This window comes from Catenulispora sp. GAS73, assembly GCF_041262085.1.
In the GTDB taxonomy this organism is placed as follows: Bacteria; Actinomycetota; Actinomycetes; order Streptomycetales; family Catenulisporaceae; genus Catenulispora.
The window spans coordinates 139,539-160,461 of sequence record NZ_JBGCCM010000020.1; the positions used below are offsets into that span (position 1 = coordinate 139,539).

General features: G+C 71.1%; 17 protein-coding genes. 6 read left to right on the top strand and 11 right to left on the bottom strand.

Annotation, left to right across the window (positions count from 1 at the left end):
* Window positions 1-96: 96 nt before the first annotated feature.
* Both ABH935_RS28685 and ABH935_RS28690 read right to left on the bottom strand, forming a co-directional pair.
* Window positions 97-3,168 carry a hypothetical protein gene (locus ABH935_RS28685; protein WP_370381041.1) on the bottom strand — a complete coding sequence of 1,024 codons (3,072 nt, stop codon included), beginning with the start codon at window positions 3,166-3,168 and terminating at the stop codon, window positions 97-99.
* Between the two features lie 542 nt (window positions 3,169-3,710).
* Complete coding sequence (locus tag ABH935_RS28690) at window positions 3,711-4,634, bottom strand: alpha/beta hydrolase (protein WP_370381042.1); 924 nt, start codon at window positions 4,632-4,634, stop codon at window positions 3,711-3,713.
* A gap of 56 nt (window positions 4,635-4,690) precedes the next feature.
* Between ABH935_RS28690 and ABH935_RS28695 the strand changes: the two genes are divergently transcribed.
* Window positions 4,691-5,182 (top strand): MarR family winged helix-turn-helix transcriptional regulator, encoded by a 492-nt coding sequence (locus tag ABH935_RS28695; RefSeq protein ID WP_370381043.1) that lies wholly within the window; start codon window positions 4,691-4,693, stop codon window positions 5,180-5,182.
* Window positions 5,183-5,211: 29 nt separating this feature from the next.
* On the opposite strand, the gene ABH935_RS28700 is transcribed toward ABH935_RS28695, so the two are convergent.
* Window positions 5,212-5,808, bottom strand: a complete 597-nt coding sequence (locus tag ABH935_RS28700) for an NADPH-dependent F420 reductase (protein ID WP_370381044.1) — start codon at window positions 5,806-5,808, stop codon at window positions 5,212-5,214.
* A gap of 49 nt (window positions 5,809-5,857) precedes the next feature.
* The gene (locus ABH935_RS28705) at window positions 5,858-6,652 is read right to left on the bottom strand and encodes an inositol monophosphatase (protein WP_370381119.1); all 795 of its coding nucleotides are present in this window, start codon (window positions 6,650-6,652) and stop codon (window positions 5,858-5,860) included.
* A 76-nt stretch (window positions 6,653-6,728) separates the two neighbouring features.
* On the opposite strand from ABH935_RS28705, the gene ABH935_RS28710 reads away from it, so the two are divergent.
* Window positions 6,729-7,670, top strand: a complete 942-nt coding sequence (locus ABH935_RS28710) for a LysR family transcriptional regulator (RefSeq protein WP_370381045.1) — start codon at window positions 6,729-6,731, stop codon at window positions 7,668-7,670.
* Window positions 7,671-7,727: 57 nt separating this feature from the next.
* Window positions 7,728-10,946 (top strand): BTAD domain-containing putative transcriptional regulator, encoded by a 3,219-nt coding sequence (locus ABH935_RS28715; RefSeq protein ID WP_370381046.1) that lies wholly within the window; start codon window positions 7,728-7,730, stop codon window positions 10,944-10,946.
* Here the strand turns inward: ABH935_RS28715 and ABH935_RS28720 are convergent.
* Together ABH935_RS28720 and ABH935_RS28725 are read right to left on the bottom strand one after the other, a co-directional pair.
* A complete protein-coding gene (locus ABH935_RS28720; protein WP_370381047.1) occupies window positions 10,930-11,694 on the bottom strand; it encodes an ABC transporter permease in 765 nt (254 codons plus the stop codon). The two genes, ABH935_RS28715 and ABH935_RS28720, sit on opposite strands and share 17 nt — an antisense overlap.
* A gap of 2 nt (window positions 11,695-11,696) precedes the next feature.
* Window positions 11,697-12,704 (bottom strand): ATP-binding cassette domain-containing protein, encoded by a 1,008-nt coding sequence (locus tag ABH935_RS28725; RefSeq protein WP_370381048.1) that lies wholly within the window; start codon window positions 12,702-12,704, stop codon window positions 11,697-11,699.
* A 159-nt stretch (window positions 12,705-12,863) separates the two neighbouring features.
* On the opposite strand from ABH935_RS28725, the gene ABH935_RS28730 reads away from it, so the two are divergent.
* Window positions 12,864-13,130, top strand: coding sequence for a hypothetical protein (locus ABH935_RS28730; RefSeq protein ID WP_370381049.1), 267 nt, complete (start codon window positions 12,864-12,866; stop codon window positions 13,128-13,130).
* Between the two features lie 143 nt (window positions 13,131-13,273).
* Window positions 13,274-13,810, top strand: coding sequence for an NUDIX hydrolase family protein (locus tag ABH935_RS28735; RefSeq protein ID WP_370354022.1), 537 nt, complete (start codon window positions 13,274-13,276; stop codon window positions 13,808-13,810).
* 57 nt (window positions 13,811-13,867) lie between these two features.
* On the opposite strand, the gene ABH935_RS28740 is transcribed toward ABH935_RS28735, so the two are convergent.
* The 4 genes from ABH935_RS28740 to ABH935_RS28755 form a co-directional block, all read right to left on the bottom strand.
* On the bottom strand, window positions 13,868-15,274 hold the full coding sequence (locus ABH935_RS28740; RefSeq protein WP_370381050.1) for a hypothetical protein: 1,407 nt from the start codon (window positions 15,272-15,274) through the stop codon (window positions 13,868-13,870).
* Window positions 15,267-15,884: a sigma-70 family RNA polymerase sigma factor gene (locus ABH935_RS28745; protein WP_370381051.1), complete on the bottom strand. Its 618-nt coding sequence runs from the start codon at window positions 15,882-15,884 to the stop codon at window positions 15,267-15,269. Before ABH935_RS28745 ends, ABH935_RS28740 begins: the two co-directional genes overlap by 8 nt.
* Window positions 15,885-15,982: 98 nt before the next feature.
* Complete coding sequence (locus ABH935_RS28750) at window positions 15,983-17,257, bottom strand: CopD family protein (RefSeq protein ID WP_370381052.1); 1,275 nt, start codon at window positions 17,255-17,257, stop codon at window positions 15,983-15,985.
* 162 nt (window positions 17,258-17,419) lie between these two features.
* Window positions 17,420-17,863: a MarR family winged helix-turn-helix transcriptional regulator gene (locus ABH935_RS28755; protein ID WP_370381120.1), complete on the bottom strand. Its 444-nt coding sequence runs from the start codon at window positions 17,861-17,863 to the stop codon at window positions 17,420-17,422.
* Between the two features lie 222 nt (window positions 17,864-18,085).
* Between ABH935_RS28755 and ABH935_RS28760 the strand changes: the two genes are divergently transcribed.
* Entirely contained in the window at window positions 18,086-19,288 is a 1,203-nt protein-coding gene (locus ABH935_RS28760) for an MFS transporter (protein ID WP_370381053.1), read from the top strand.
* 51 nt (window positions 19,289-19,339) lie between these two features.
* Here ABH935_RS28760 and ABH935_RS28765 read toward each other — a convergent pair whose 3' ends face one another.
* Complete coding sequence (locus ABH935_RS28765; RefSeq protein WP_370381054.1) at window positions 19,340-20,908, bottom strand: helicase HerA-like domain-containing protein; 1,569 nt, start codon at window positions 20,906-20,908, stop codon at window positions 19,340-19,342.
* Between the last annotated feature and the right edge of the window lie 15 nt (window positions 20,909-20,923).

Below are 20,923 nucleotides of genomic sequence, written 5' to 3' on the forward strand. Positions count from 1 at the left end.
CATTCGGCGAGTTCAAGTCTGCAAGTATCACGGTGTTTACCCTTCCTATATACGAAAACTCGATTCAAGCCAAAGAAGTGCTCAGAGATCCGCGTCTCAAACCACGCCATCCCCGCCCGCACCATCCCCACGCCGCCGCCCCCACCACCACTCCCCCGCAGGCACCGCAAGCAGCGACACCCCCACAAAAACCGACCCCCACGTCGCCAACCCCTGCTGCGGCATGCTGTACCGCACCGTCACCTCATGCGCGCCAGCCGACACGTTGACCGCCACCACCCCCTGATCCGCCTTCACCAGCCCAGCCGACCGCCCGTCAACCGCCGCCGCCCACCCGACCTGATCAGCGTCGGCGACCACGAGATAACCCGACCCCTGCGCCGTGACATCAGCCGTAACGGAATCCATCCCGTCCCTCACCACCCGCACCGCCGCCGCCTGCCCCGACCCGGCCGGCCCCGGATCCGACAACACCACCGTGTCCCCCGGCACCGACCCCGCATTGAGCATCGCGATCCGCCGGTCCGCGGACGCCGTCACAGTGCTCTGCGAAGCCCATCGGATCCGCGGCAGCGCGTTCATCCGCTCGTAGACGACCGTCGACCCGACATAAGCCAACCTCAGCCCGTCATCAGCGTCGGTGATACTGTCCACGGCCGGCAGCGCACCGTCGGCATCCACCGTCAGCGGCGCCTGCGCGTGCAACGTGATGGTCGCGGTGAGCGGCGTCCCGGCGGGCACCGTGTCAGCGTCGACCGCGACCTGGAACTGACTCCCGGCCGTGGCCCCGGTCAGCCGGCTGGACTGCGCGATCTGCTTCCCACCCGCGTCGCGAATCACGACATCAACGCTCGTGCCCTTAGTAAAGCCCGCGATATCCCAGGGAACCGCCCCCTCCGGCGTGAACCCGATCCCCCGCACCGGCCCGGTGATCGGCACGGTCACCGGCTGCCCCGGGACCAGCTGCGTCTGCCCATGACGCGGCACCTGGTTGAGCGTGCCGAAGACGTCGTCAGTCGGCGCCGCCACCCAGTACTTGGTCCCCAGCCGGTCCAGCACCGGACTCGTCGCCTGCTTCAGATTGTTAGGCAGGAAATTGACATACGTCGGATACGGGACGACGCCGTCGGGCATCCCCTGCAGCAGCTCACCGAAATTGGCATTCAGGAAGTTGTGGCCATTCACCGACCGCAGATCGTATGCGGTACTCGTTCCGAAAGCCATCGCGTCATATGTGGACGCGAAACGCTGGCCGCCGAGGTTGTCCGCAAGGAATGTATGGGTATCGGTAACCGGATAGAACGTGTCCTTAGCGGACCTCGGATAGTAGTTCTCCATGAACTGCGCACCCTGAACGGCGATCAGCACGATCAGCGTCGCCGCCGCACCGAACCGCACGACCGTCGCCTGCTTCCGGTCACCGAAGCCGTGCCGCCCCGCGATCCCCAACGCAACAACACAGGCGACGGCGATCGCGACGATGACCGCCGCGCCCCGCAGCTGGCTCCAATACCCGTCCAGGGCCTTCGACAGGTCCTGCTCCGAAAGCATCGCGTCGACGCGCACCGCGTTCCGGCCGTGACACACCAGCGCGGTAGCCCCGGCCACGGCACCGAGCACGACCACCGCCGGCCACCCCCACCGCCTGACGCCAGCCACAGCCCAGCCCCGCCGGACAGCCCCAGCCCCAGCCCACGCCGTCCCCGCTGCCTCCGAAACACCCTCGGCCCGCTCAGCCCGCTCAACCCCCTCAACCCGCGCCGCACGCACCCGCAGCAGCAGCTCGAACCCGACCGCCACCAGCACCGCGAGCAAAAAGCCCAGAATGCTCCGAGCCCGCCCAACGAAGTTCTGCTCAAACAGCGACCGCAGCACCGGCAGCTTCTGAAACAGCCCCAGCGGCGGACCCCCGACGTAGATCAGCTCAATCCACGCAAGCGCGGCAGCGATAAAAAACACCCACGCACCGCGCGGCACCAGGCCTCGCCCCCGGCGGGGCATCGCCACCGCCGCCAGCAGCAGCACGACTGCCGCGGCACCGAGGTACGAGACGGCCTCGACGAGGTTGGTGTTCACCAACAGAAACTGAATGGGGTCCATGGCGTTGACGGTCCCGAACGAAAACGGAGCCACGGCCGTCAGCAGACTCGCCACCGGCAACGTCTGCGTCGACGTCTGGTTCCGGCCCTGGATCAGCCACGTCCCGAAGAACCGGAGGAACGGCAGCAGCTGGAAGAACGCCAGCCCGAACCCCGCGGCGAGCGAACCGCACAGATACAGCACCGGCCGCACCAGCCGCCGCACATCGTCACGATGCTCGCCGATCAACCGCACCAGCGCGTAAGCACCCCCGGTCAGCAACGTGTACCCCGCGACCGACGGGAACCCGCCGAGCAACAGCGCCGCCACCGGCACCGCCGCCAACGCCGCGTCTCTGGGCCGCCGCTCCTGGATGAAGCGCTCGACCACCCAGAACAGCGCGGGGATGAAGGCCGCCACCCGGGTCTGCGGGAACCCCAGCCACGCCACCATGAACCCGGTGCCGGCGAAGGTGAGCCCGCCGACCAGCGCGGCCGGCCGCGAGAGCGAGACGCGCCGCAGGAACAGGAAGCCCCCGCCGACCGAGCACACGATCTCCAGCAACCGCTCGTAGGCCGGCGCGAGCCAGTCCGGCAGCACGTAAAACGGCACGCTCAGCGGCGAGTAGAACGCGTAGTCCGGAATCGCGCCCAGCGGACTCCCGGCGGCCCCGTAGGGGTTCCACTGGGCCACCTTGCCGTGCCGCAGCTGCCGCGAGAACAGGATCTCGCTGGGCAGCTGCGAGGTGTAGATGTCGTCCAGGAAGGTGTTCTGCGGCACGGTCCCGACGAACCCGGCGTTCAGCCACGGGCCCTGGCTGACCATCTCGTCGGTCGGGGCGAGCGTCGACTCGCCGGCCAGCGGCCCGCCGATGCCCCACAGCGCGAACAGCGTCACCCCCACCACGGCCACCGCGGTCAGCGCCCGCGGCCGCCGCTTCCAGATCCGGCCGCCCCAGCCGCGCAACGCCGCGACGCGCGCAACGCCCCGCGTTCCCGCCGGCGCCGGGCTCGGTTCGGAACCTGCGGGAACGCTGACCACCGTCGCGGCGCTGGGCTCACCGCTGCTGGGCTCACGAATACCCGTCATACCGATCCGTCACAAGAGAGGCACGCCGCTGAACCGGCGACGGCGATGCGAGGGACCGTAGCCAGGAAATCTGAGGAGTACTTAAATACATTTCTGGCTTCGGCGCCAGCTCTCCCGTTATCTGCGGCTCGCATTGGGGCCCAATTGCACGCGAGCGCGCGCCGGTAGGCTGTGCTCCGGACAGATTCCCCGGGAATGGCGCCTTCACATCGAACAAGTAGGACAGTGCGGAAGCATGTGAGGCTCCGTACGGAAATCCTGCCGGAGGCAGGTAACGCTGAGGCGCGTTCTCGTCGCTGAATTGGTAGCCATACACGCGGGTATGTCGTGCGAGCGCTTCGTCAGCCTTTACTCCGAGCGCAGTCCCGAGCGCGGCGCTCACACCCACGCCGACGAGCAAGCACGAGCGGCGCGTTCGCACAGAGCCCGGCATGGTGTGCCTCCGTAACTCGGACGCGGACGCGCTGTCGTGAACCAGTCACGTGAGGGCTTCCACACCCGTGCGCACAGCACACCAACCGGTACTCCGAACGGGTCGGGAGCTACCCGACCGGTACCCCGAGGTGCTGCGTGAGGAACAGTGCCGCGCGGTCAAGGGCCTGACCCGCCTCGTCGAGCGCGAGCGTGCCGTCGAAGGCCTGGAACACGTGCGGCACCCCGGCCGTGATGTCGAGGATCACGTCGACCTCCGCCTCGGTCGCGCGCGCCGCGAGCCGCACCGCGTCGTCGAGCAGCAGCTCGTTCGTGCCGACCTGGAGCAGCATCGGCGGCAGGCCGGTGAGGTCGGCGTACACGGCCGGCGAGAGCAGCGGCTGCGCCGGGTCCTGGCCCGCGAGGTACATCTCGGCGGTGTGGGCCATGCCCTCGGGGACGAAGTAGGGGTCGATGCCCTGCTTCGTGGTCATCGACCGTCCGGTACGGGTGGCGTCGACGCCCGGGGAGAACGCGATGATCGCCGCGGGGAGCGGCAGTCCGGCGTCACGGGCCAAGAGGCTGGTGGTCACGCTCAGACCGCCGCCGGCCGAGTCTCCGGCGAGGACGATCGAGGCCGCGTCGGTGCCGGCGTCGAGCAGAGCGCGGTAGGCGGCGAGGCAGTCCTCGATCGCGGCCGGGAACGGGTGTTCCGGCGCCAGCCGGTAGTCCAGCGAAATGGCGCGCACGCCGGTGCGCCGGACCAGGTTGGCCGTGTTGACCAGGCCGGTGTCCGGCGATCCGAGCGCGAACGAGCCGCCGTGGAAGTAAAGGATGGTCCCCGGCCGCGCCTCCTGCGCCAGCCCCGCCGGCTCGACCAGCAGCGCGGGACGCCCGGCCAGCTCGGTCGGGGTACGCCGCACGTCGGCCGAGACCGGGAACTGCGCCATCAGCGCGGCGAATCCCTGGCGCATCTGCTCGATCGGCAGCGGCACGAAGCCCTGTGCCTCCTTCCGCAGCATCGCGTCCAACTCACGTCGTTGTGCCCTGGTCATCTGTGTCTCCCAAGAGGTGGTCGCCATGTACATGCCCAGGAAGTACATTCCTCGGCATGTATGAGAAACTATATGCCGTGGCAACTACTTCGGCAACCGGCGGCCTCGCGGCCTTCTTCGACGACCTGGTGCGCAGCGAGACCCGGATCTACAACGCGGTCAGCGACCGGCTGCGCGCGGAGCACGGGATCGTCGCCTCGCAGTACGAGATGCTGCGCTACCTGCGCGACCACCCCGGCTCCCGGGTCGCCGACATCGCCACCGCGTTCGCCATCGGCATCGGCGCGGCCAGCAAGGGCGTCGACCGGCACGAGGCGCAGGGCTGGGTCGCGCGGCTGCCGAACCCGGCCGACCGGCGCTCGTCGCTGATCAGCCTCACCGAGCGCGGCGCCGCGCTGGTCGCCGAGGCCGAGCAGACCTTCCACGGCCAGCTGGAGGAGCTGATCACCGCCGCCATCGGCGCCGAGCAGGTCGCCGCGGTCGGGGCGACGCTCGCGGTGCTCCGACAGGCGCTGGAAGACGCGCGGGTCGGGATCCCGGTCGGGTAGTCGTCGGTCGGCGGCGCCTCGGTCGAGCCTTATCGGGCGATCGAGACGGCGAACGGCGCGAACCCGGCGGAGCGGATCACGTGCGGCACCAGCAGCATCACGGCCTCGGTGGCCCGCGCGGTCTGGATCCCGCCGAGGTCGGCGATCCAGTCCTGATGCCATCCGAGGTCCGCGAGCAGCCCGCGCACGACCTGCTTGGCCCGCGGATCCGTACCGGACAGGAAGGCGGTCGGCGGCTGGGCCAGCGAGCCGGGGGCGGCCATCACCGAGTAGAGCATCGTGTTCAGCGTCTTGACGACCCGCGTGTCCGGAAGCGCCGCCTGCAAGCGTTCGGCCAGGCTCGAATCCGGGTACAGCAGGTCGGCCGGCAGCCCGTCCGGGCCGTCGAGCGTGGCGTTGGAGACGTCGACGAGGATCTTGCCGCGGAGCGGTTCGCGCAGCGCCGACAGGCGCTCCAGCGTGCTGTCCCCCGGCGTGGCATTGATGACGACCTGCGCGGTGCGCGCGGCGTCGGCCGCCGAGCCCGGCGTGCGGTCCGCGACAGTCACCTGATGCCCGGCTCCGATGAGTCCTGCGGCCAAGGCGCTGCCGACGCGGCCGTTGCCGAATACTGCGATCGCGGTCATGAGTCTTTTCCTTTGCTTGTATACGTGGGCTTGTATACGTCGTGAGCGGTCAGTGGGAGAGCGCGGCAACGGCAGCGGAGTGGATTCCGGGTGCGGCAGCCAGGAATCCGGCGCTCTCCGGGGTCCACGGCCGGCCCTCGGCGTCGGAGACGCGTCCGCCGGCCTCGGTGACGAGCAGCGCGCCGGGCAGCAGGTCCGCGCGGGCCCCGGCGAACTGCCAGAAGGCGTCGACGCGGCCGGCGGCCACGTCGAGCAGATGCAGCGTCGCCGGAACCGAGGTGCGCACCACGAGCGCGGCGCGCAGCATCGCGCCGATCGAGTCGCCGACCCGCCGCACCACCGCCTCGTCCTCGTCCGGCCGGGCCTGGCTGGTGGCGACCAGGCTCAGGCCGAGGTCGGCCGAGCCGGACACGTGCAGCGGCGAGCCGTCGAGGTACGCGCCGCCGCCGGCCAGCGCGGTGTACGTCTGGCCGGTCAGCGGCAGGTGCACAGCGGTGACCACGGGCTCGTTGTCCCGCACGAGGGTCGCGGTCACGGCCCACTCCGGCAGCCCGTGCAGGTGGTTGACGTTGCCCTCGGCCGGATCGACGACCCACCACTCGCCGTCCGGCAGGGCGCCCCCGGCGAGTTCCTCCTCGACCCAGCGCGCTCCCGGCCGCAGCGACGACAGGCGCGGCCGCAGGACCGCCAGCGCCGCGTCGTCGTTGACGGCGAGCAACCGCATCAGCTCCTCACGGCTCTGATAGCTCGCCACGGCGCCGAAGCGCTCGCGGAGCACGGCTCCCGCATCGCGGACGGCGAGCGCGGTCTGAGCAAGCACGACCTGGTTCTTCGTTTCCGTCATCTCAGTCATGGCTACGACGGTAGGAACGCTCATCGTTAACTTCAAGTGCATGTCAGGCAGCTCTAGAATGACTCCCATGCAATTGGACCTGAACCTGCTCGCCGCCCTCGACGCCCTGCTCGAAGAGGGCAGCGTGGCCGGCGCCGCCGACCGCCTGCACGTCACCGCGCCCGCGATGAGCCGCAGCCTGGGCCGGATCCGGCGCACCACCGGCGACCAGATCCTGGTCCGCACCGGCCGCACGATGACCCCGACGCCCTACGCGCTCGCCGTCCGCGAGCAGGTGCACGCGCTGCTGCAGCAGGTCCGGGGCGTACTGGCGCCGAGCCGCGAGCTGGACCTGGCGACCCTGGAGCGCACCTTCACGCTCCGCTGGCACGACTCGCTGGTGGCGCTCGCCGGCCCGGCGCTTCTGGCAGCCGTGCGCGAGCAGGCGCCGGGGGTGCGGCTGCGGTTCATCGCCGAGTCCAGCGGCGACACCCCGGGGCTGCGCCGCGGCGAGGTGGACCTCGAAGCGAACGCGAACCTGCCGACCGCCGCGGACGTGCGCGCGGAGCGGGTGGCCGAGACGGCGCAGGTGGTCGTCCTGCGCGCCGGCCATCCGCTCAGCGCCGGCGGGACGATGACCGTCGAGGAGTACGCCGCCGCCGACCATGTCGCCGTCTCCCGCCGGGGGAACCTGGCCGGAGTCATCGACGAAGCCCTCGCCGAGCTCGGGCTCGCCCGGCGCGTGGTGGCGACCGCGCCCGGCGAGGCAGCGGCGCTGGAGTTCGTGCGCGGTTCGGACCTCGTGGTCACCGCGCCTGAATCCACCACCCGCCATGCGCTCGCCGACCTCGGGCTGGTCGCGCTGCCGCTGCCGCTCGATCTGCCGCCGGCGCCGGTGTTCCTGTCCTGGCATCAGCGCTATGACACCGATCGCGCGCACGCCTGGCTCCGCGATCTGGCGCGCGCCGCGCTGACCGCTCCGGCAACCGGTCCCACGCCGGCCCCGGCGGCGAAGGCCCGCGCGAGCTGAACCGCTCGGTGCCAAGCGCTGGATGCCTCCAGAGTGCGCGCATGGCAGGATCGGCGCGTGCAGATCGCGATGTTGGGACCTCTGGAGGTCCGCCACCAGGGCGGAACCTTGGCCGACGTGCCCGGCGCGCGCCTGCGCGCGGTGCTGATCGCGCTCGCGCTCCGGCCGAACCAGGTGGTCCCCAAGGGCTCGCTGGTGGACTGGGTCTGGGGCGAGAACCCGCCGGCCGACGCCGCCAACGCCTTGCAGCGCCTGATGTCCCGGCTCCGCAAGGCCCTGCCGGACGCCGCTATCGACGGGCTCACCGACGGCTACCGGCTGACGGTCGATCCGGACGCCGTGGACGCGGTGCGCTTCGAGCGCCTCGTCAGCGCGAGCCAGGCCGCCGGTCAGGACGTCTCGGAGCGGGCCCGCCTGCTGCGCGAGGCGTTCGGGCTGTGGCGGGGCGAGGCCATGCAGGACGTCGGCCTCCAGGAGAGCGGCGCCTTCGACGCGGTCGTGGTCCGGCTGGAAGGCCTGCGCCTGACCGCCGCCGAGGAGCGCTTCGACGCCGAGCTCGCCCTCGGCGGCGGTGCGGAGCTGGTCACCGAACTGACCGATCTGGTCGCTGCGCATCCGACGCGCGAGCGCCTGGTCGCGGCGCTGATGCGCGCGCTCAACGCGGCCGGCCGCGACAACGAGGCGCTTCAGCTGTACCAGCGCACCAGGGAGACCCTGGCCGACGAGCTCGGCGCCGATCCGTCGGCGGAGCTGTCGGCGCTGCACGTCTCGCTCCTGCGCGGCGAGCTCGGCGGGCGCCGCGAGCAGACCCGCAAGACGAACCTGCGTACGGAGCTGACCAGCTTCGTCGGGCGCCAGGCCGATGTCGCCTCGGTGCGCGAACTGGTCGACGCTCAGCGGCTGACCACGATCACCGGCCCGGGCGGTGCCGGGAAAACCCGGCTGGCGGTGGAGACGGCCCGTACGCTGCTCGGCGACGGCGCCCTGGCCGACTGCGAACTGTCCGACGGTGAGCTGTCCGACGGCGCGTGGCTGGTGGAGCTCGCGGCGATCGGCCCGGAGGGCGACGTGGCGCAGGCCGCGCTGATCAGCTTGGGCCTGCGCGACACCCTGCTCGGCGAGAACCCGAACGCCGGGCCCACAGACCGTTTCGTCGCCGCGATGCGCGATCGCCGGGCCCTGATCGTCCTGGACAACTGCGAGCACGTGATCGAGTCCGCGGCACTGTTCGCGCACCGTGTGCTCGGCGAGTGCCGGGCCCTGCGGATCCTGGCGACCAGCCGCGAACCGCTGGGCATCACCGGCGAGGCGCTGTGGCCGGTGACGCCGCTGGCGCTGCCGGACGAGGGCGCGGCGCCGAGCGAGATCGAGGCCTCCCCGGCCGTGCGGCTGCTGCGGGACCGTGCCCAGGCGGTGCGCCGGGATCTGATGCCGACGGGGAACCAGACCGTCGACGCGCAGCAGCTGGCGACGATGGCCCGGGCCTGCCGGGCCCTGGACGGGATGCCGCTGGCGATCGAGCTTGCCGCGGCGCGGCTGCGGACGATGTCCGTGGACCAGCTCGCGAACCGTCTGGACGACCGCTTCCGGCTGCTCACCGGCGGCAGCCGGATCGCGCTGCCCCGGCACCGGACGCTGCGCGCGGTGGTCGACTGGAGCTGGGAGCTGCTTTCCGACGACGAACGCAGGGTGCTGCGAAGGCTCTCGGTGTTCGTCGGCGGCGCCGGTCTGGAGGCCGCCGAGCAGGTCTGCGCGGGCCCGGACATCGAGCCGTATCTGATCCTTGAGCTGCTGACCTCGCTGACCGAGAAGTCGCTGCTGATCGGCGACAGCGATAGTGACGGCGACGCCCCGCGCTACCGGATGAGCGGCACGATCCGGGAGTACGCCGCGCAGCGCCTCGCCGAGGCCGGCGAGCAGGACGCGGCACGCGAGGCGCACCTGGCCTACTTCATCTCTCTGACCGAGACCGCCGAACCGCATCTGCGGATGCGTGACCAGGTGGAGTGGCTGGCCACGCTGAACGCCGAGCACCACAACATCGCCGCGGCGATGCGCGGCGCGCTGGCGGCCGGGCAGGCGCAGGCCGCGATGCGGCTCGGGGCGGCCTCGGGCTGGTTCTGGTGGCTGGCCGGGCACCGGACCGAGGGCCTGGAACTGCTGACCGCCGCGGCCAAGGTGCCGGGCGAGACCACCGCCGAGGTGCGGGCCGTCGTCTACTCGGTGATCGTGATGTTCGCGACCTCCGGACGCGGTGACGAGCACGCCGCCGAGGACTGGATCCACCAGGCGTACCAGGCCAGCCACCAGGTCGAGCCCGGCGCGCGCCGGCATCCGGGGATGGCGCTGGTCGAGCCGCTGGAGCGCATGTTGCAGGCGCCGCAGGAGGCGTTGTCAGCGTTCGAACCGCAGCTGGACGACGCCGATCCGTGGGTGCGTGCGCTGGCCCGGCTCCAGATGGGCAAGATCCGCGTCATGTTCGGCCAGAGCGGGATGGACGCCGACGCGTATCTGGAGACGGCGCTCGCGGAGTTCCAAGCGCTCGGCGAGCGGTTCGGGATCTCGTTCGCGCTGACCGAGCTGGCCGACCGGATCGCCGTCCGCGGCGAGTACGTGCGGGCCTGTGAGCTCTATGAGCAGGCGGTCGTGGCCGTCGCCGAGGCCGGCGCCCCGGAGGAGGTCATCCGGATGCGGGCCCGGCAGGCGCTGCTGTACTGGATGGCCGGGGACCGGGACGGCGCGGCGGCGTCGATCGCCGAGGCCGAGCGCCGGGCGCAGCGCGTCACGTGGCCCAACGCGCTGGCCGAGCTGGCGCTGGCGAAGGTGGATCTGGCCCGCTGGGCCGGTGACGCGGAGCAGGCCCGGGAGCAGCTCGCCCTGGCGACGTCGCTGCTGGGTGAGGAAGCCGAGCGCGGGAACTACCGCGCGCTGCGGCACGACCTGCTCTCCCGCATCACCCCCGACCTGGACGAGGCGCGCGGCCACTGCGCGGAGGCCTTCGAGGCGGCGGCCGAGGTGGGACTTCCGTTGCTGGTCGCCTCGGTGGTCGTCGGGTTGGCGGACCTGGCGCTGCGGCAGGATCAGCCGGAGCAGGCGGCCCGGCTGATCGGCGCGGCGGCCGCCCTGCGCGGGCTGCCGGACGACGAGCATCCGGACGTCGCGCACATCGAGCAGGAGACGCGGAACCGCCTCGGCGACACGAGGTTCGCCGAGGCGGTTCTGGAGGGGACGCGGACCGAGCTCGCCGAGCTCACTCAGGTCACGCTCGCTTCTTGAAGGTCGACACCGCCCAGACGTAGCCGAGGAGCGCGAAGCCGACGCACCAGGCCAGGGCCTGGACGGTGTGGCTGGTCGAGACGTGGCCGCCGGAGAGCAGCCCGCGCAGCACCTCGATGATCGGGGTGAAGGGCTGGTACTCGGCGAACTGCTTCACCCCGGTCTTCATGGTCGCGGCCGGGACGAACGCGCTGCTCAGGAAGGGCAGCATGATCAGCGGCACGGTGGCCAGTCCGGCGGATTCCACCGACTTGGCGGACAGCCCCATGGCGACGGTCAGCCAGCTGGTCGCGAAGGCCAGCAGCAGCACCAGGCCGAGCGCGGCGAGCCAGTCCAGCGCGCTGCCGTGGGAGCGGAAGCCCATCGCGAAGCCGACGCCGATGATGGCTCCGACGGCGATCAGGGCCCGCACCGTGGTGGCGACCACGTGGCCGGTGAGCACCGCGCCGCGGGAGACGTCCATGGTCTTGAACCGGTTGATGATGCCCTTGGTCATGTCGTCGTTCACCGAGGCCGCGGTCGGGCCGAGGCCGTAGGTGATGGCCATGACGATCAGGCCGGGGACCGCGTAGTCGACGTAGCTGCCGGGGACCTTGAACGCGCCGCCGAAGACGTACACGAACATCAGCATCATGACGATGGGGAACAGGATGGCGTTGAAGACGGTGACGGGGTTGCGGACGGTGTGGCGGAAGTTGCGGCGCAGCATGATCGCGGAGTCGCCGAGGGCGGTGGACGCGGTGCTCATGATCAGTTCTCCTCGGTGGTGACGGTGACGTTGGCGGCGGGGGCGGCGGGGGCGGCGTTGGCGGCGGGGGCGTTTTCGGTAGCGGTGTCAGTGGTCGCGTGGCCGGTCAGGGCCAGGAAGACGTCGTCGAGGTCCGGCGTGTGCACGGAGAACTCCTCGGAGTTCAGCGAGTACTCGTCGAGCCGGTCCAGCAGGGCCCGCAGCGAGCGCGAGGTGCCGTCGCTGGGCACCCGCAGGGTGAGCTCGGCCTCGTCGCGCGTCCCGGTGTCCAGGACCCGCGCCGCGCTGTCCAACTCGGCGAGGGTGGCGAACTTGAGCCGCACGTGGGTGCCGGGGATCTGGCGCTTGAGCTCCTCGGCGGTGCCCTCGGCGACGATCCGCCCGCCGTCCAGCACCGCGATCCGGTCGGCGAGCTGGTCGGCCTCCTCCAGGTACTGCGTGGTCAGGAAGATGGTCGTGCCCTCGGCCACCAGCTCGCGGACGATGTCCCACATGGTGCGCCTGCTGCGCGGGTCCAGCCCGGTGGTCGGCTCGTCCAGGAAGATGATCTGCGGACTGCCGACCAGGGTCATCGCCAGGTCGAGCTTGCGCCGCATGCCGCCGGAGTAGGTGGAGGCCTGCTTGTCCGCGGCCTCGGACAGCTCGAAGCGCTCCAGCAGCCGCGAGACCAGCGGCGCGGCCGGCCGGATCCGCTTCAGGTCCGCCATCATCCGCAGGTTCTCGCGGCCGGTCAGCAGCTCGTCGACCGCGGCGAACTGCCCGGTGACGCCGATGGCGGAGCGCACCTTCGCGGTCTGGGCGGCCACGTCGTGACCGGCCACCCGTACCGTCCCGGCGTCCGCCTTGAGCAGCGTCGTCAGGACGTTCACCGTGGTCGTCTTGCCGGCGCCGTTCGGGCCGAGCATGGAGAAGACCGATCCCCGGGCGACCTCGAAGCCGATGCCGTCGAGCACGACCTTGTCGCCGTACGTCTTGCGCAGTCCCGTGACCGCTATGGCTGTGTTTTCCATGGCTCAACCATCGCGAGCTGGGCTGACGCGCTCCTGACACGGACCTGACACGAGCGCTGACGCGGTGACCGGTCTCCAACCGATCTCTAACGGAGCAGCTTCCGGCTCTAACGGACCAGCCCGCGTGTCGCCGGACCGCGACCGACATACGACTAGAACATGATCAGAACCGTGCGCAGAGTCGCACTCCTCACAGCCCTAACGTTCACCGCGATCGCCGGTCCCGTCAGCGCGACCACGACGGCGCACAGCCACGTGCGCCACCAGCAGACGGTCCCCGCGCCGATCGACCCCGGCGTCGTCGACCAGCTGCTCAACGACGTCCTGGGGCAGCTCGGCCCGGTGGTGCAGGCGGTCCTGTCCGGCGTCGACGACGCACTGTCGGGCCTGCTGGGCGGCCTGTCGAACATCGCGCCGACCGGCTGATCGCCACCGGCGACGACCCGCTGGAGCGGAGCGAGCACTGTGGTCCGCTCGCTCCCGCTCGGCGGCGCGAACCGACCGCGATCCCCGCTCAGATCCTGAACAGGGGGAGGCCGCTTGAACCTCCGCGCTAGTACGATCAACGAATGTCCGAAATGATCGAGACGACCCCGGGCTGGTTCCCCCCGGGCGAACTGGCGCAGATCCGCGCCCACCTGCCGATCGTCTACGTCCAGGCGGTGCCGGTGCGCGTGGACGCGGCCGGCGAGGTGACCAGCGTGGGCTTGCTCCTGCGCATCTCGCCGGACGGCGAGATCACCCGCAGCCTGGTCTCCGGACGCGTGCTGCACCACGAGCGGCTGCGCGACGCCCTGCTGCGGCACCTGGAGAAGGACCTCGGCCCGGTCGCGCTGCCGAACGTCCCGGCCTCGCTCCAGCCGTTCACGGTCGCCGAGTACTTCCCCACGGCCGGCGTCACGCCGTACCACGACCCGCGCCAGCACGCGGTGGCGCTGGCGTACGTGGTGCCGGTGAACGGGGACTGCCAGCCGCGGCAGGACGCGCTCGACCTGGTGTGGCTGACGCCGCGGGAGGCGAGTTCGGACGGCGTGCTGCAGGACATGCACGGCGGCCAGGGGACGCTGCTGCGGCAGGCCCTGGCGCACGTCGGCTGCCTGAGCTGACGCACGAGCGTCGAGGGGTCGGCCCGCCGGGCCGACCCCTCGACGATACCTTCCCGGCTACGGCAGGTGCGCCGCCAGGGCCGCGAGGATCGCGGCGTCACCGCCGGTGGAGGTGTCGCCCTGCTCGAAGTCAACCATCAGCGTGCTCACATGCACGCCCTTGACCACGATGTACACGTGCTCGTACGACGGCCCCGGCTTGTCGGTGAGCAGCAGCGAGAACCCGGACGCGGTGGTGGCCCCGACCGTGATCGTGCGCGTGGTGTCGGAACCGGAGTAGTCCTTGAACTGGCAGCCGGTCTTCCCGGTCACCTGGTGGGCGTGGTCGAACGCGCTCTGCGCCCGGGCTGCCGACGGGAACGTGAAGATGTCCTGGGTCGCCCCTGAGTACAGGTAGTTCGAGCCCGGATACACCGGCGTGGTCGGCGGCGTCCCGTGGTAGGTGCGGGAAGCGTCGGTGGCGTCGGTTCCGTTGACGAGGCCGCGGTCGGCCGAGGCGCACAGATCCGTGGCGGGCGCGGCGCCGGGGCTGGACTGCTGGCCGTTCATCTGGAACCAGCCGTGCGACTTGTCGGCGGTGCCGAACGGGATCTGCTTCGCGTCCAGCCACGCCGAACCTGGGAGCACGCCGGCCGGCATGGGGTTCGTGTCCGGCACCGGGGTGCCGCCGTCGAGCCGGTCGGCCATGCGCTGCAACGCGGCCTTGTCGTCGGAGGTGTCGTACGGCGTGGTGCTGCCGCCGCCCTGGTAGAACCAGTACGCGATGTCCGTTCCGGACAGCACGATCATCCGGTGCAGGTTCCCCTGGTCGCCGCCGTCCCCCCAGGCGAAGCCGTTGGGCTGCGTGGCGACCACATGGGCGTCCTTGCAGGTGGCCGGGTTTGGCTTGAGCAGGTCGTAGTCGTGCTGGGCCGCCGCCGCCGAGGGGAAGTGGTAGACCACCTCGGTCCCGGTCGAGGCGTCGGTGGTGGACTTGTAGTCCGCCAGGGACTGGCTCGTCGAAAGGGTCTTCGGCGGCTGCTGCGGTGCTCCGTTCGGCCCGGTCATGTCGAAGTCGCAGAGCGGGAACTCGATGAAGGAAATGGGTCGGTCCCGGGTATCGGTGACCTGCCACTGGTACAGGTTCGGCTGCGGAGGCTCGGAGGCAAGCATGAGCGCGCTCGTTCCGGTGCGGTTCTTCTTGCCGCCGGCCTCGTGGGACGCCGAAGCCGATGCCGTCGCCGACGGCGCGGTCGGGGTCGGATTCGGCCGGGTCGGCGCCGGAGCATGCTTGGCCCCTCCGGTGCTCAACGCGACGCCGGCCGCCAGCGCGCAGACCGCGAGCGCCGAGCCGGCCGCGGTGAACCGGTTCCGGCGGCGCCGACCCCGGCCGAGGCCTTCGATCACGCCGGCCGGGACCGGCCTGGCGAGCTCGCGGCCTTCGTTGTTCAGGGCTTCGAGCAGGGAGGAGAAGTTCTCAGGCACCGGAAACCATACCCTTCTTCGCGAAGCGCGCAGCCGAGTCTCCCGAGGACGGAAACGAAGGAAGCGAGGGCGGCGGTGAGGAGGACGCGGCACCGGGTGGGGCGTCTTCGTCGTCGGCGAACTCCGACACGTAGGGCGCGAGCGCCTTGCGGCCGCGGGACAGCCGCGCCTTGACCGTCCCGACCGGCGCGCCGATCTCCTCGGCGATCTCGGCGATCGTCAGGCCCAGCAGGTGGAACAGCACGAGCGCGCGCCGCTGCTCGGCCGGGATGCGGCGCAGCGCCTCCACCACGACCAGCCGGTCCGGCGACATCTCCGGGACGTGCGCGCCGGAGGCGCCGGCGCCGCTTGTCCGGTGCGCGCTCAGCCGGTTCCGGGTCTTGCGCCACGAGCTCATCGCGACGCGGAACCCGACCGTGCGGACCCAGGCCTCGGGGTCCTCGTAGCCCCGGACCTTGTTCCAGCGCAGCCAGGCGCGCGTGTACGCCTCCTGCGCCGCGTCCTCCGCCTCCGCGACGCTGCCCAGGACCACGTACAGATAGCCCACGACGCGGGTGGCCGTCGCCGTGTAGAACCCCGCGAAATCGATCGACTCAGCCTCTTCGGCCACAGCACCCCTCGCTCCGATCAGCCCGGCTTCCTTACGCCGGGTCCGGAAGACACTCCCGGGGCGGTGGTTCGGTTGCACGGTTTCCGCGGGGAATCCTGTCAGGTGGTCGCGGCGCCGGGTTGACCGGGCTGAACGCCCTGAGCACTCTGGTTCGCGAGGCTGGCCTGACCGGCCTGGCCAGCCTGACCGGCCCGATCGGCCCGCCGCCGGGCCAGCCGGCCGGAGAAGCGGTAGCCCGCGACCGTCACGACCAGCACCGCGGCCGTCTCGGCGGTGCCCTCGATCCAGGTGGAGGCCGAGACCTCCTTCTGCGGCAGCTTCGGCAGCTTGGCCTTCGGGTTCGTCGTGTGCTCGGCCACATCGGCCTGGTACGCCTGGTTGCGCGCCGAGCCGTGCAGGAACGGCGCGACGAACAGCAGGGCCAGGATCAGCGCCACTTCGACGCCGACCACGGCGGGGAACCGGCGCGCCAGGACGGTGCGCAGCGGACGGTCGTCGCCGGCGGCGCGCAGCGCGTCGATGCGGGGATGCAGCCAGAACTGGTTGACGGCGCCGAGGACCAGCAGGCTCCCGAACAGCAGGATCTTCACGCCGAGGACGCGGCCGTACATGGTGGTGAACAGCTGGGTCGGGCCGTCGACGTGCGACCAGTAGAGGAACAGGCCGGACAGGGTGATGGCGGCGACGCAGCCCATCGCGGCGGCGGCGAACCGGCGGATCGCCGCCGACCAGAAGCCGGAGTCCAGGGCGCTGCGGACGGCGAGGACGACCAGGCCGATGAGGCCGCCGACCCACACCGCGCCGCCGACGAGGTGCAGCATCCACATGAAGGTCTGGAACGCGGTGCGGGCCCGGTCGGCCGGCGCGGGCGCCTTGGCCGGGATGCGGGTCGCGGCGAGGGCGACGACGCCGAGGAGCAGGGCTGTCAGCCGGAGGCTGGTGATCAGTCGCGACGCGAGGCCCCGGCGGAGCACCACCGGCAGGAGTATCAGGGCCGCGATGAGCGGCAGCACGGCTTCGAAGCCGGCGAGCAGGCCGGCGGTCGAGCCGTCGAAGAGCTTGTGCCAGGCGCCGGAGTAGTCGTAGCCGGAGCCGCTGCGGGCCCGGTCGGTGAGGACCGCCGGGAACGCCAGGACTCCGGCGACGACGGCGGCCCAGGTCAGGCGGCCGCGAACGAGGCGCGCGGCGCGGTCGTCGAGGGCGCGGGCCGGCGCGGCGACCGCGACGGCGAGAGCGAGCAGCCCGACGAAGGACATCAGGGTCACCCAACTCGCCCAGGAGACGGCGCTGTCCTCGAAGGGGCCGAGCGGGGTGGAGGGCGCCGGGGCGGCGAGGTACGCCGGGGCGGCGGCGAGGACGGGTGCGGACAGCAAGGAACCCCCTGGGTCGGAACGATCTGGCAGGGGTTAGGTTAGGCAAACCTAAGTTGATCGTCAATGTGCCGCAGCCCACGAAAGGGCACGTTCAGCCGCAGTGACCGGATACCTAGCAACTCGCCGCCCTCAACAGCCGGCAGACCCCAGCAACTCCCCGGTTCAGCAGCTCCCCGACCGGTTCAGCTCCACGACCGTCGCCACCAGCGGCGCCAGCCGCGGATCCGCGCTCGCGGCGTCCAACGCCTCGTGCAGCGCGACGTCATGCGTCGGCCGAGCCTCGGCCAGCAACGCCAACCCGGCTGCCGTCACGTTCGTGTAGATCCCGCGCCGGTCGGTCAGGCACAGGTACCGCTCCAGCAGCCCCCGGTCTTCGAGCCGCGTCACCAGGCGCGTCGTCGCGCTCTGGCTCAGCACGACCGCCTCCGCGACCTGCGTCATCCGCAGGTGCCCGCCCTCGCCGTCGTGCTGGTAGCTCAGCACGTCCAGCAGCGAGTACTCCCGGGCGCTCAAGTCGTGGCGCGCCTGCAAAGCACGCTCGATGTGCGTCTCGATACGGCCCTGCAGGAGCGAGAGCGCGTACCAGCCCTTGGCCGGGCCGGTCATGACGGCGTCGACCACAGCGACGTCGGGGGGGCACGTGCCCGTGTCTGTACCCGTGTCTCCAGTCGCGACAGTCATCGCTGTCCGCTCCTTCCTGTCTCACAGAGCAATATACCGCGCGTGCAATCGTTGTGCTTGCAAGTACATGCGTTTGCAATTATTGTTGAAGCTCGTAAGCCGCTCCAACAACCGCCCAACCCGCTCACCCGCCTGGAGGGCCACCCCATGCCTCTCGCGCTCCTAGCCCTGGCCATCGGCGCCTTCGGCATCGGCACCACCGAATTCGTCCCGATGGGCCTGCTCCCGGAGATCGCCGGCGACTACGGCGTCTCGATCCCCTCGGCAGGCCTGCTGGTCACCGGCTACGCGCTCGGCGTCGTCGCCGGCGCCCCGGTGATGACCGCGCTCGGCACCAAGCTCGGCCGCAAGACCATGCTCATGCTGCTCATGGGCCTGTTCGTGCTCGGCAACCTGATCTCGGCCGTGGCCCCGTCCTTCGAGCTGATGCTGGTCGGACGCATCGTCACCGCGCTGGCGCACGGCGCCTTCTTCGGCATCGGCTCCGTCGTCGCCGCCGAACTGGTCGCGCCGGAGAAGAAGGCCGGCGCGATAGCCGCGATGTTCACCGGACTGACCGTCGCGAACATCGTCGGCGTGCCGCTCGGCACGTTCGTCGGGCAGGCCGTCGGCTGGCGCGTGACGTTCGCCGTCGTCGCCGCGCTCGGCGTCGCCGGCCTGCTCGGCATCGCCAAGCTGGTGCCGCCGCTGCCCCGCCCCGAGGGCACGCACCTGCGGCACGAGCTGGCCGCCTTCCGCAACAAGCAGGTCGTGCTGGCCATGGCGATGACCGTCCTGGGCTTCGGCGGCGTCTTCGCCGCGATCACCTACATCGCGCCGATGATGACCAAGGTCGCCGGCTACTCCGACGGCGCCGTCACCTGGCTGCTGGTGCTCTTCGGCGTCGGTATGTTCCTCGGGAACCTGATCGGCGGCCGGTACGCGGACCGCAAGCTGATGCCGATGCTGTTCACCGCGCTCGGCGGGCTGGCCGTGGTCCTGGCGCTGTTCACCGTCACCGCGCATAACAAGGGCCTGGCCGCGGTCACCGTCCTGCTCATCGGGGCACTGGGCTTCGCGACCGTCCCGCCGCTGCAGAAGCGGGTCCTGGACCAGGCGCACGGCGCGCCGACGCTGGCCTCGGCCGTCAACATCGGCGCCTTCAACCTGGGCAACGCGCTGTCGGCGTGGCTCGGCGGCGTCGTCATCTCCGCCGGCTTCGGCTACACCGCGCCGAACTGGGTCGGGGCGGTGCTCGCGGGATCGGCGCTGCTCCTGGCGATCTGGTCGGCCGCGCTTGAGCGGGGCACGCAGCGGGTGACCGAGCCGGACAACGGCAAGGGCAAGGTTCTGACCAGCGCTGTCAGTTGAGGACTTCAGGGCCCCGGCGTCCCACACAAACGCCGGGGCTGTGTTGCTCCGTTACCCCCGTTTGCGCGTTCCGAAAATACTTCGGGTGAGCTCGCGCACCGCAGTGTTCACGGCCTGCTTGACGGTCCCCGACCCCAGGTACTGGTCGATGAGGTTCGGCGGCGCCTTGGCCGTAGTACTCGTACGGCTCCGCGAGGCCTCGCGCTCGGCCTGCGCCGCATCAGCATCGCGGCGCTGGTCCTCGGCCGCCAGCTGCGCCTCCAGCTCGTGCGCGGCGAGGATCTCGTACGCCGACTCCCGGTCGATCGCCGGACCGTACTTCGCCAGCATCGGCGAGGCGTCGACGATCGCCTGCACGACCGCCGGGTCCGCAGCCGCCATCAGCGACTCCGGGGCCCGCAGCCGGGTCCAGGCCACCGGCGTCGGCGCGCCGTTCTCCGACAGCACGGTCACCACCGCCTCGCCGATGCCGAGGTTCTGCAGCACCTCGGCGAGGTCGTACGGCGACTTCGGAAACGTCGACACCGTCGCCTTCAGCGCCTTCGCGTCGTCGGGGGTGTAGGCGCGCAGCGCGTGCTGGACCCGGTTGCCGAGCTGCGCCAGGACGTCGCCGGGCACGTCCTTCGGCGTCTGCGTGACAAAGAAGATGCCGACGCCCTTGGAGCGGATCAGCCGCACGGCCTGCGTGATCGCCGCGACGAAGGGCTTGGAGGCGCCGTTGAACAGCAGGTGCGCCTCGTCGAAGAAGAACACGAGCTTGGGCCGGTCCACGTCGCCGACCTCCGGCAGCCGCTCGAAGAGCTCGGCGACCAGCCACATGAGGAACGTGGAGAACAGCTCCGGACGGCTGGCCACACCGGGCAGCTCCAGCAGCGACACCACGCCGCGGCCGTCAGGCGTGGTCCGGATGAGGTCGAGGGCGTCGAACTCGGTCTCGCCGAAGAAGGGCTCGGCGCCCTTGGCCTGGAACGCCGTCAGCTCGCGCAGGATCACACCGGCGGTCTGCGGCGACAGCCCGCCGATCGCCTTCAGCTCCGCCTTCCCCTCGTCGCCGGTCAGGTAGAGCAGGACGCTGCGCAGGTCCTTCAGGTCCAGCAGCAGCCAGCCCTTGGTGTCGGCGAAGTGGAAGACCAGGCCGAGGGACGACTCCTGGGTGCTGTTCAGACCGAGCACCTTGGCCAGCATCGTCGGCCCGAACGCCGAGACGGTCGCGCGGACCGGGATGCCGGTGCCCTCGCCGCCGAGCGCGTAGAACTCGCAGGGGAAGGCCTTCGCAGACCACTGCTGGCCCAGGGCCTTGGTCCGGGCGGTCAGCTTCTCGCCGCCCTCGCCGGGCGCGGCCATGCCGGACAGGTCGCCCTTCATGTCGGCCAGGAACACCGGGACGCCCGCCGCCGACAGCTGCTCGGCCAGGCCCTGGAGGGTCTTGGTCTTGCCGGTGCCGGTGGCCCCGGCGACCAGGCCGTGCCGGGTGAGCATGGCCAGCGGGATGCGGATCTGGACGTCCGGGTCCGGGGTGCCGTCGGCCATCAGGGCGCCGAGGTCCAGGGTCGGGGTGTCGAAGGTGTAGCCGGCGGCGATCGCCTGCGCCTGGTCGGTCTCCTCCATCGGCATCGTCATCTCACCTCGATCTCG

Coding starts and splice junctions, on each gene's coding strand:
- ABH935_RS28685 (WP_370381041.1), bottom strand. CDS start 3,168: ATGACGGGTATTCGTGAGCCCAGCAGCGGTGAGCCCAGCGCCGCGACG.
- ABH935_RS28690 (WP_370381042.1), bottom strand. CDS start 4,634: ATGACCAGGGCACAACGACGTGAGTTGGACGCGATGCTGCGGAAGGAG.
- ABH935_RS28695 (WP_370381043.1), top strand. CDS start 4,691: ATGTATGAGAAACTATATGCCGTGGCAACTACTTCGGCAACCGGCGGC.
- ABH935_RS28700 (WP_370381044.1), bottom strand. CDS start 5,808: ATGACCGCGATCGCAGTATTCGGCAACGGCCGCGTCGGCAGCGCCTTG.
- ABH935_RS28705 (WP_370381119.1), bottom strand. CDS start 6,652: ATGACGGAAACGAAGAACCAGGTCGTGCTTGCTCAGACCGCGCTCGCC.
- ABH935_RS28710 (WP_370381045.1), top strand. CDS start 6,729: ATGCAATTGGACCTGAACCTGCTCGCCGCCCTCGACGCCCTGCTCGAA.
- ABH935_RS28720 (WP_370381047.1), bottom strand. CDS start 11,694: ATGAGCACCGCGTCCACCGCCCTCGGCGACTCCGCGATCATGCTGCGC.
- ABH935_RS28725 (WP_370381048.1), bottom strand. CDS start 12,704: ATGGAAAACACAGCCATAGCGGTCACGGGACTGCGCAAGACGTACGGC.
- ABH935_RS28730 (WP_370381049.1), top strand. CDS start 12,864: ATGATCAGAACCGTGCGCAGAGTCGCACTCCTCACAGCCCTAACGTTC.
- ABH935_RS28735 (WP_370354022.1), top strand. CDS start 13,274: ATGTCCGAAATGATCGAGACGACCCCGGGCTGGTTCCCCCCGGGCGAA.
- ABH935_RS28755 (WP_370381120.1), bottom strand. CDS start 17,863: ATGACCGGCCCGGCCAAGGGCTGGTACGCGCTCTCGCTCCTGCAGGGC.
- ABH935_RS28760 (WP_370381053.1), top strand. CDS start 18,086: ATGCCTCTCGCGCTCCTAGCCCTGGCCATCGGCGCCTTCGGCATCGGC.
- ABH935_RS28765 (WP_370381054.1), bottom strand. CDS start 20,908: ATGACGATGCCGATGGAGGAGACCGACCAGGCGCAGGCGATCGCCGCC.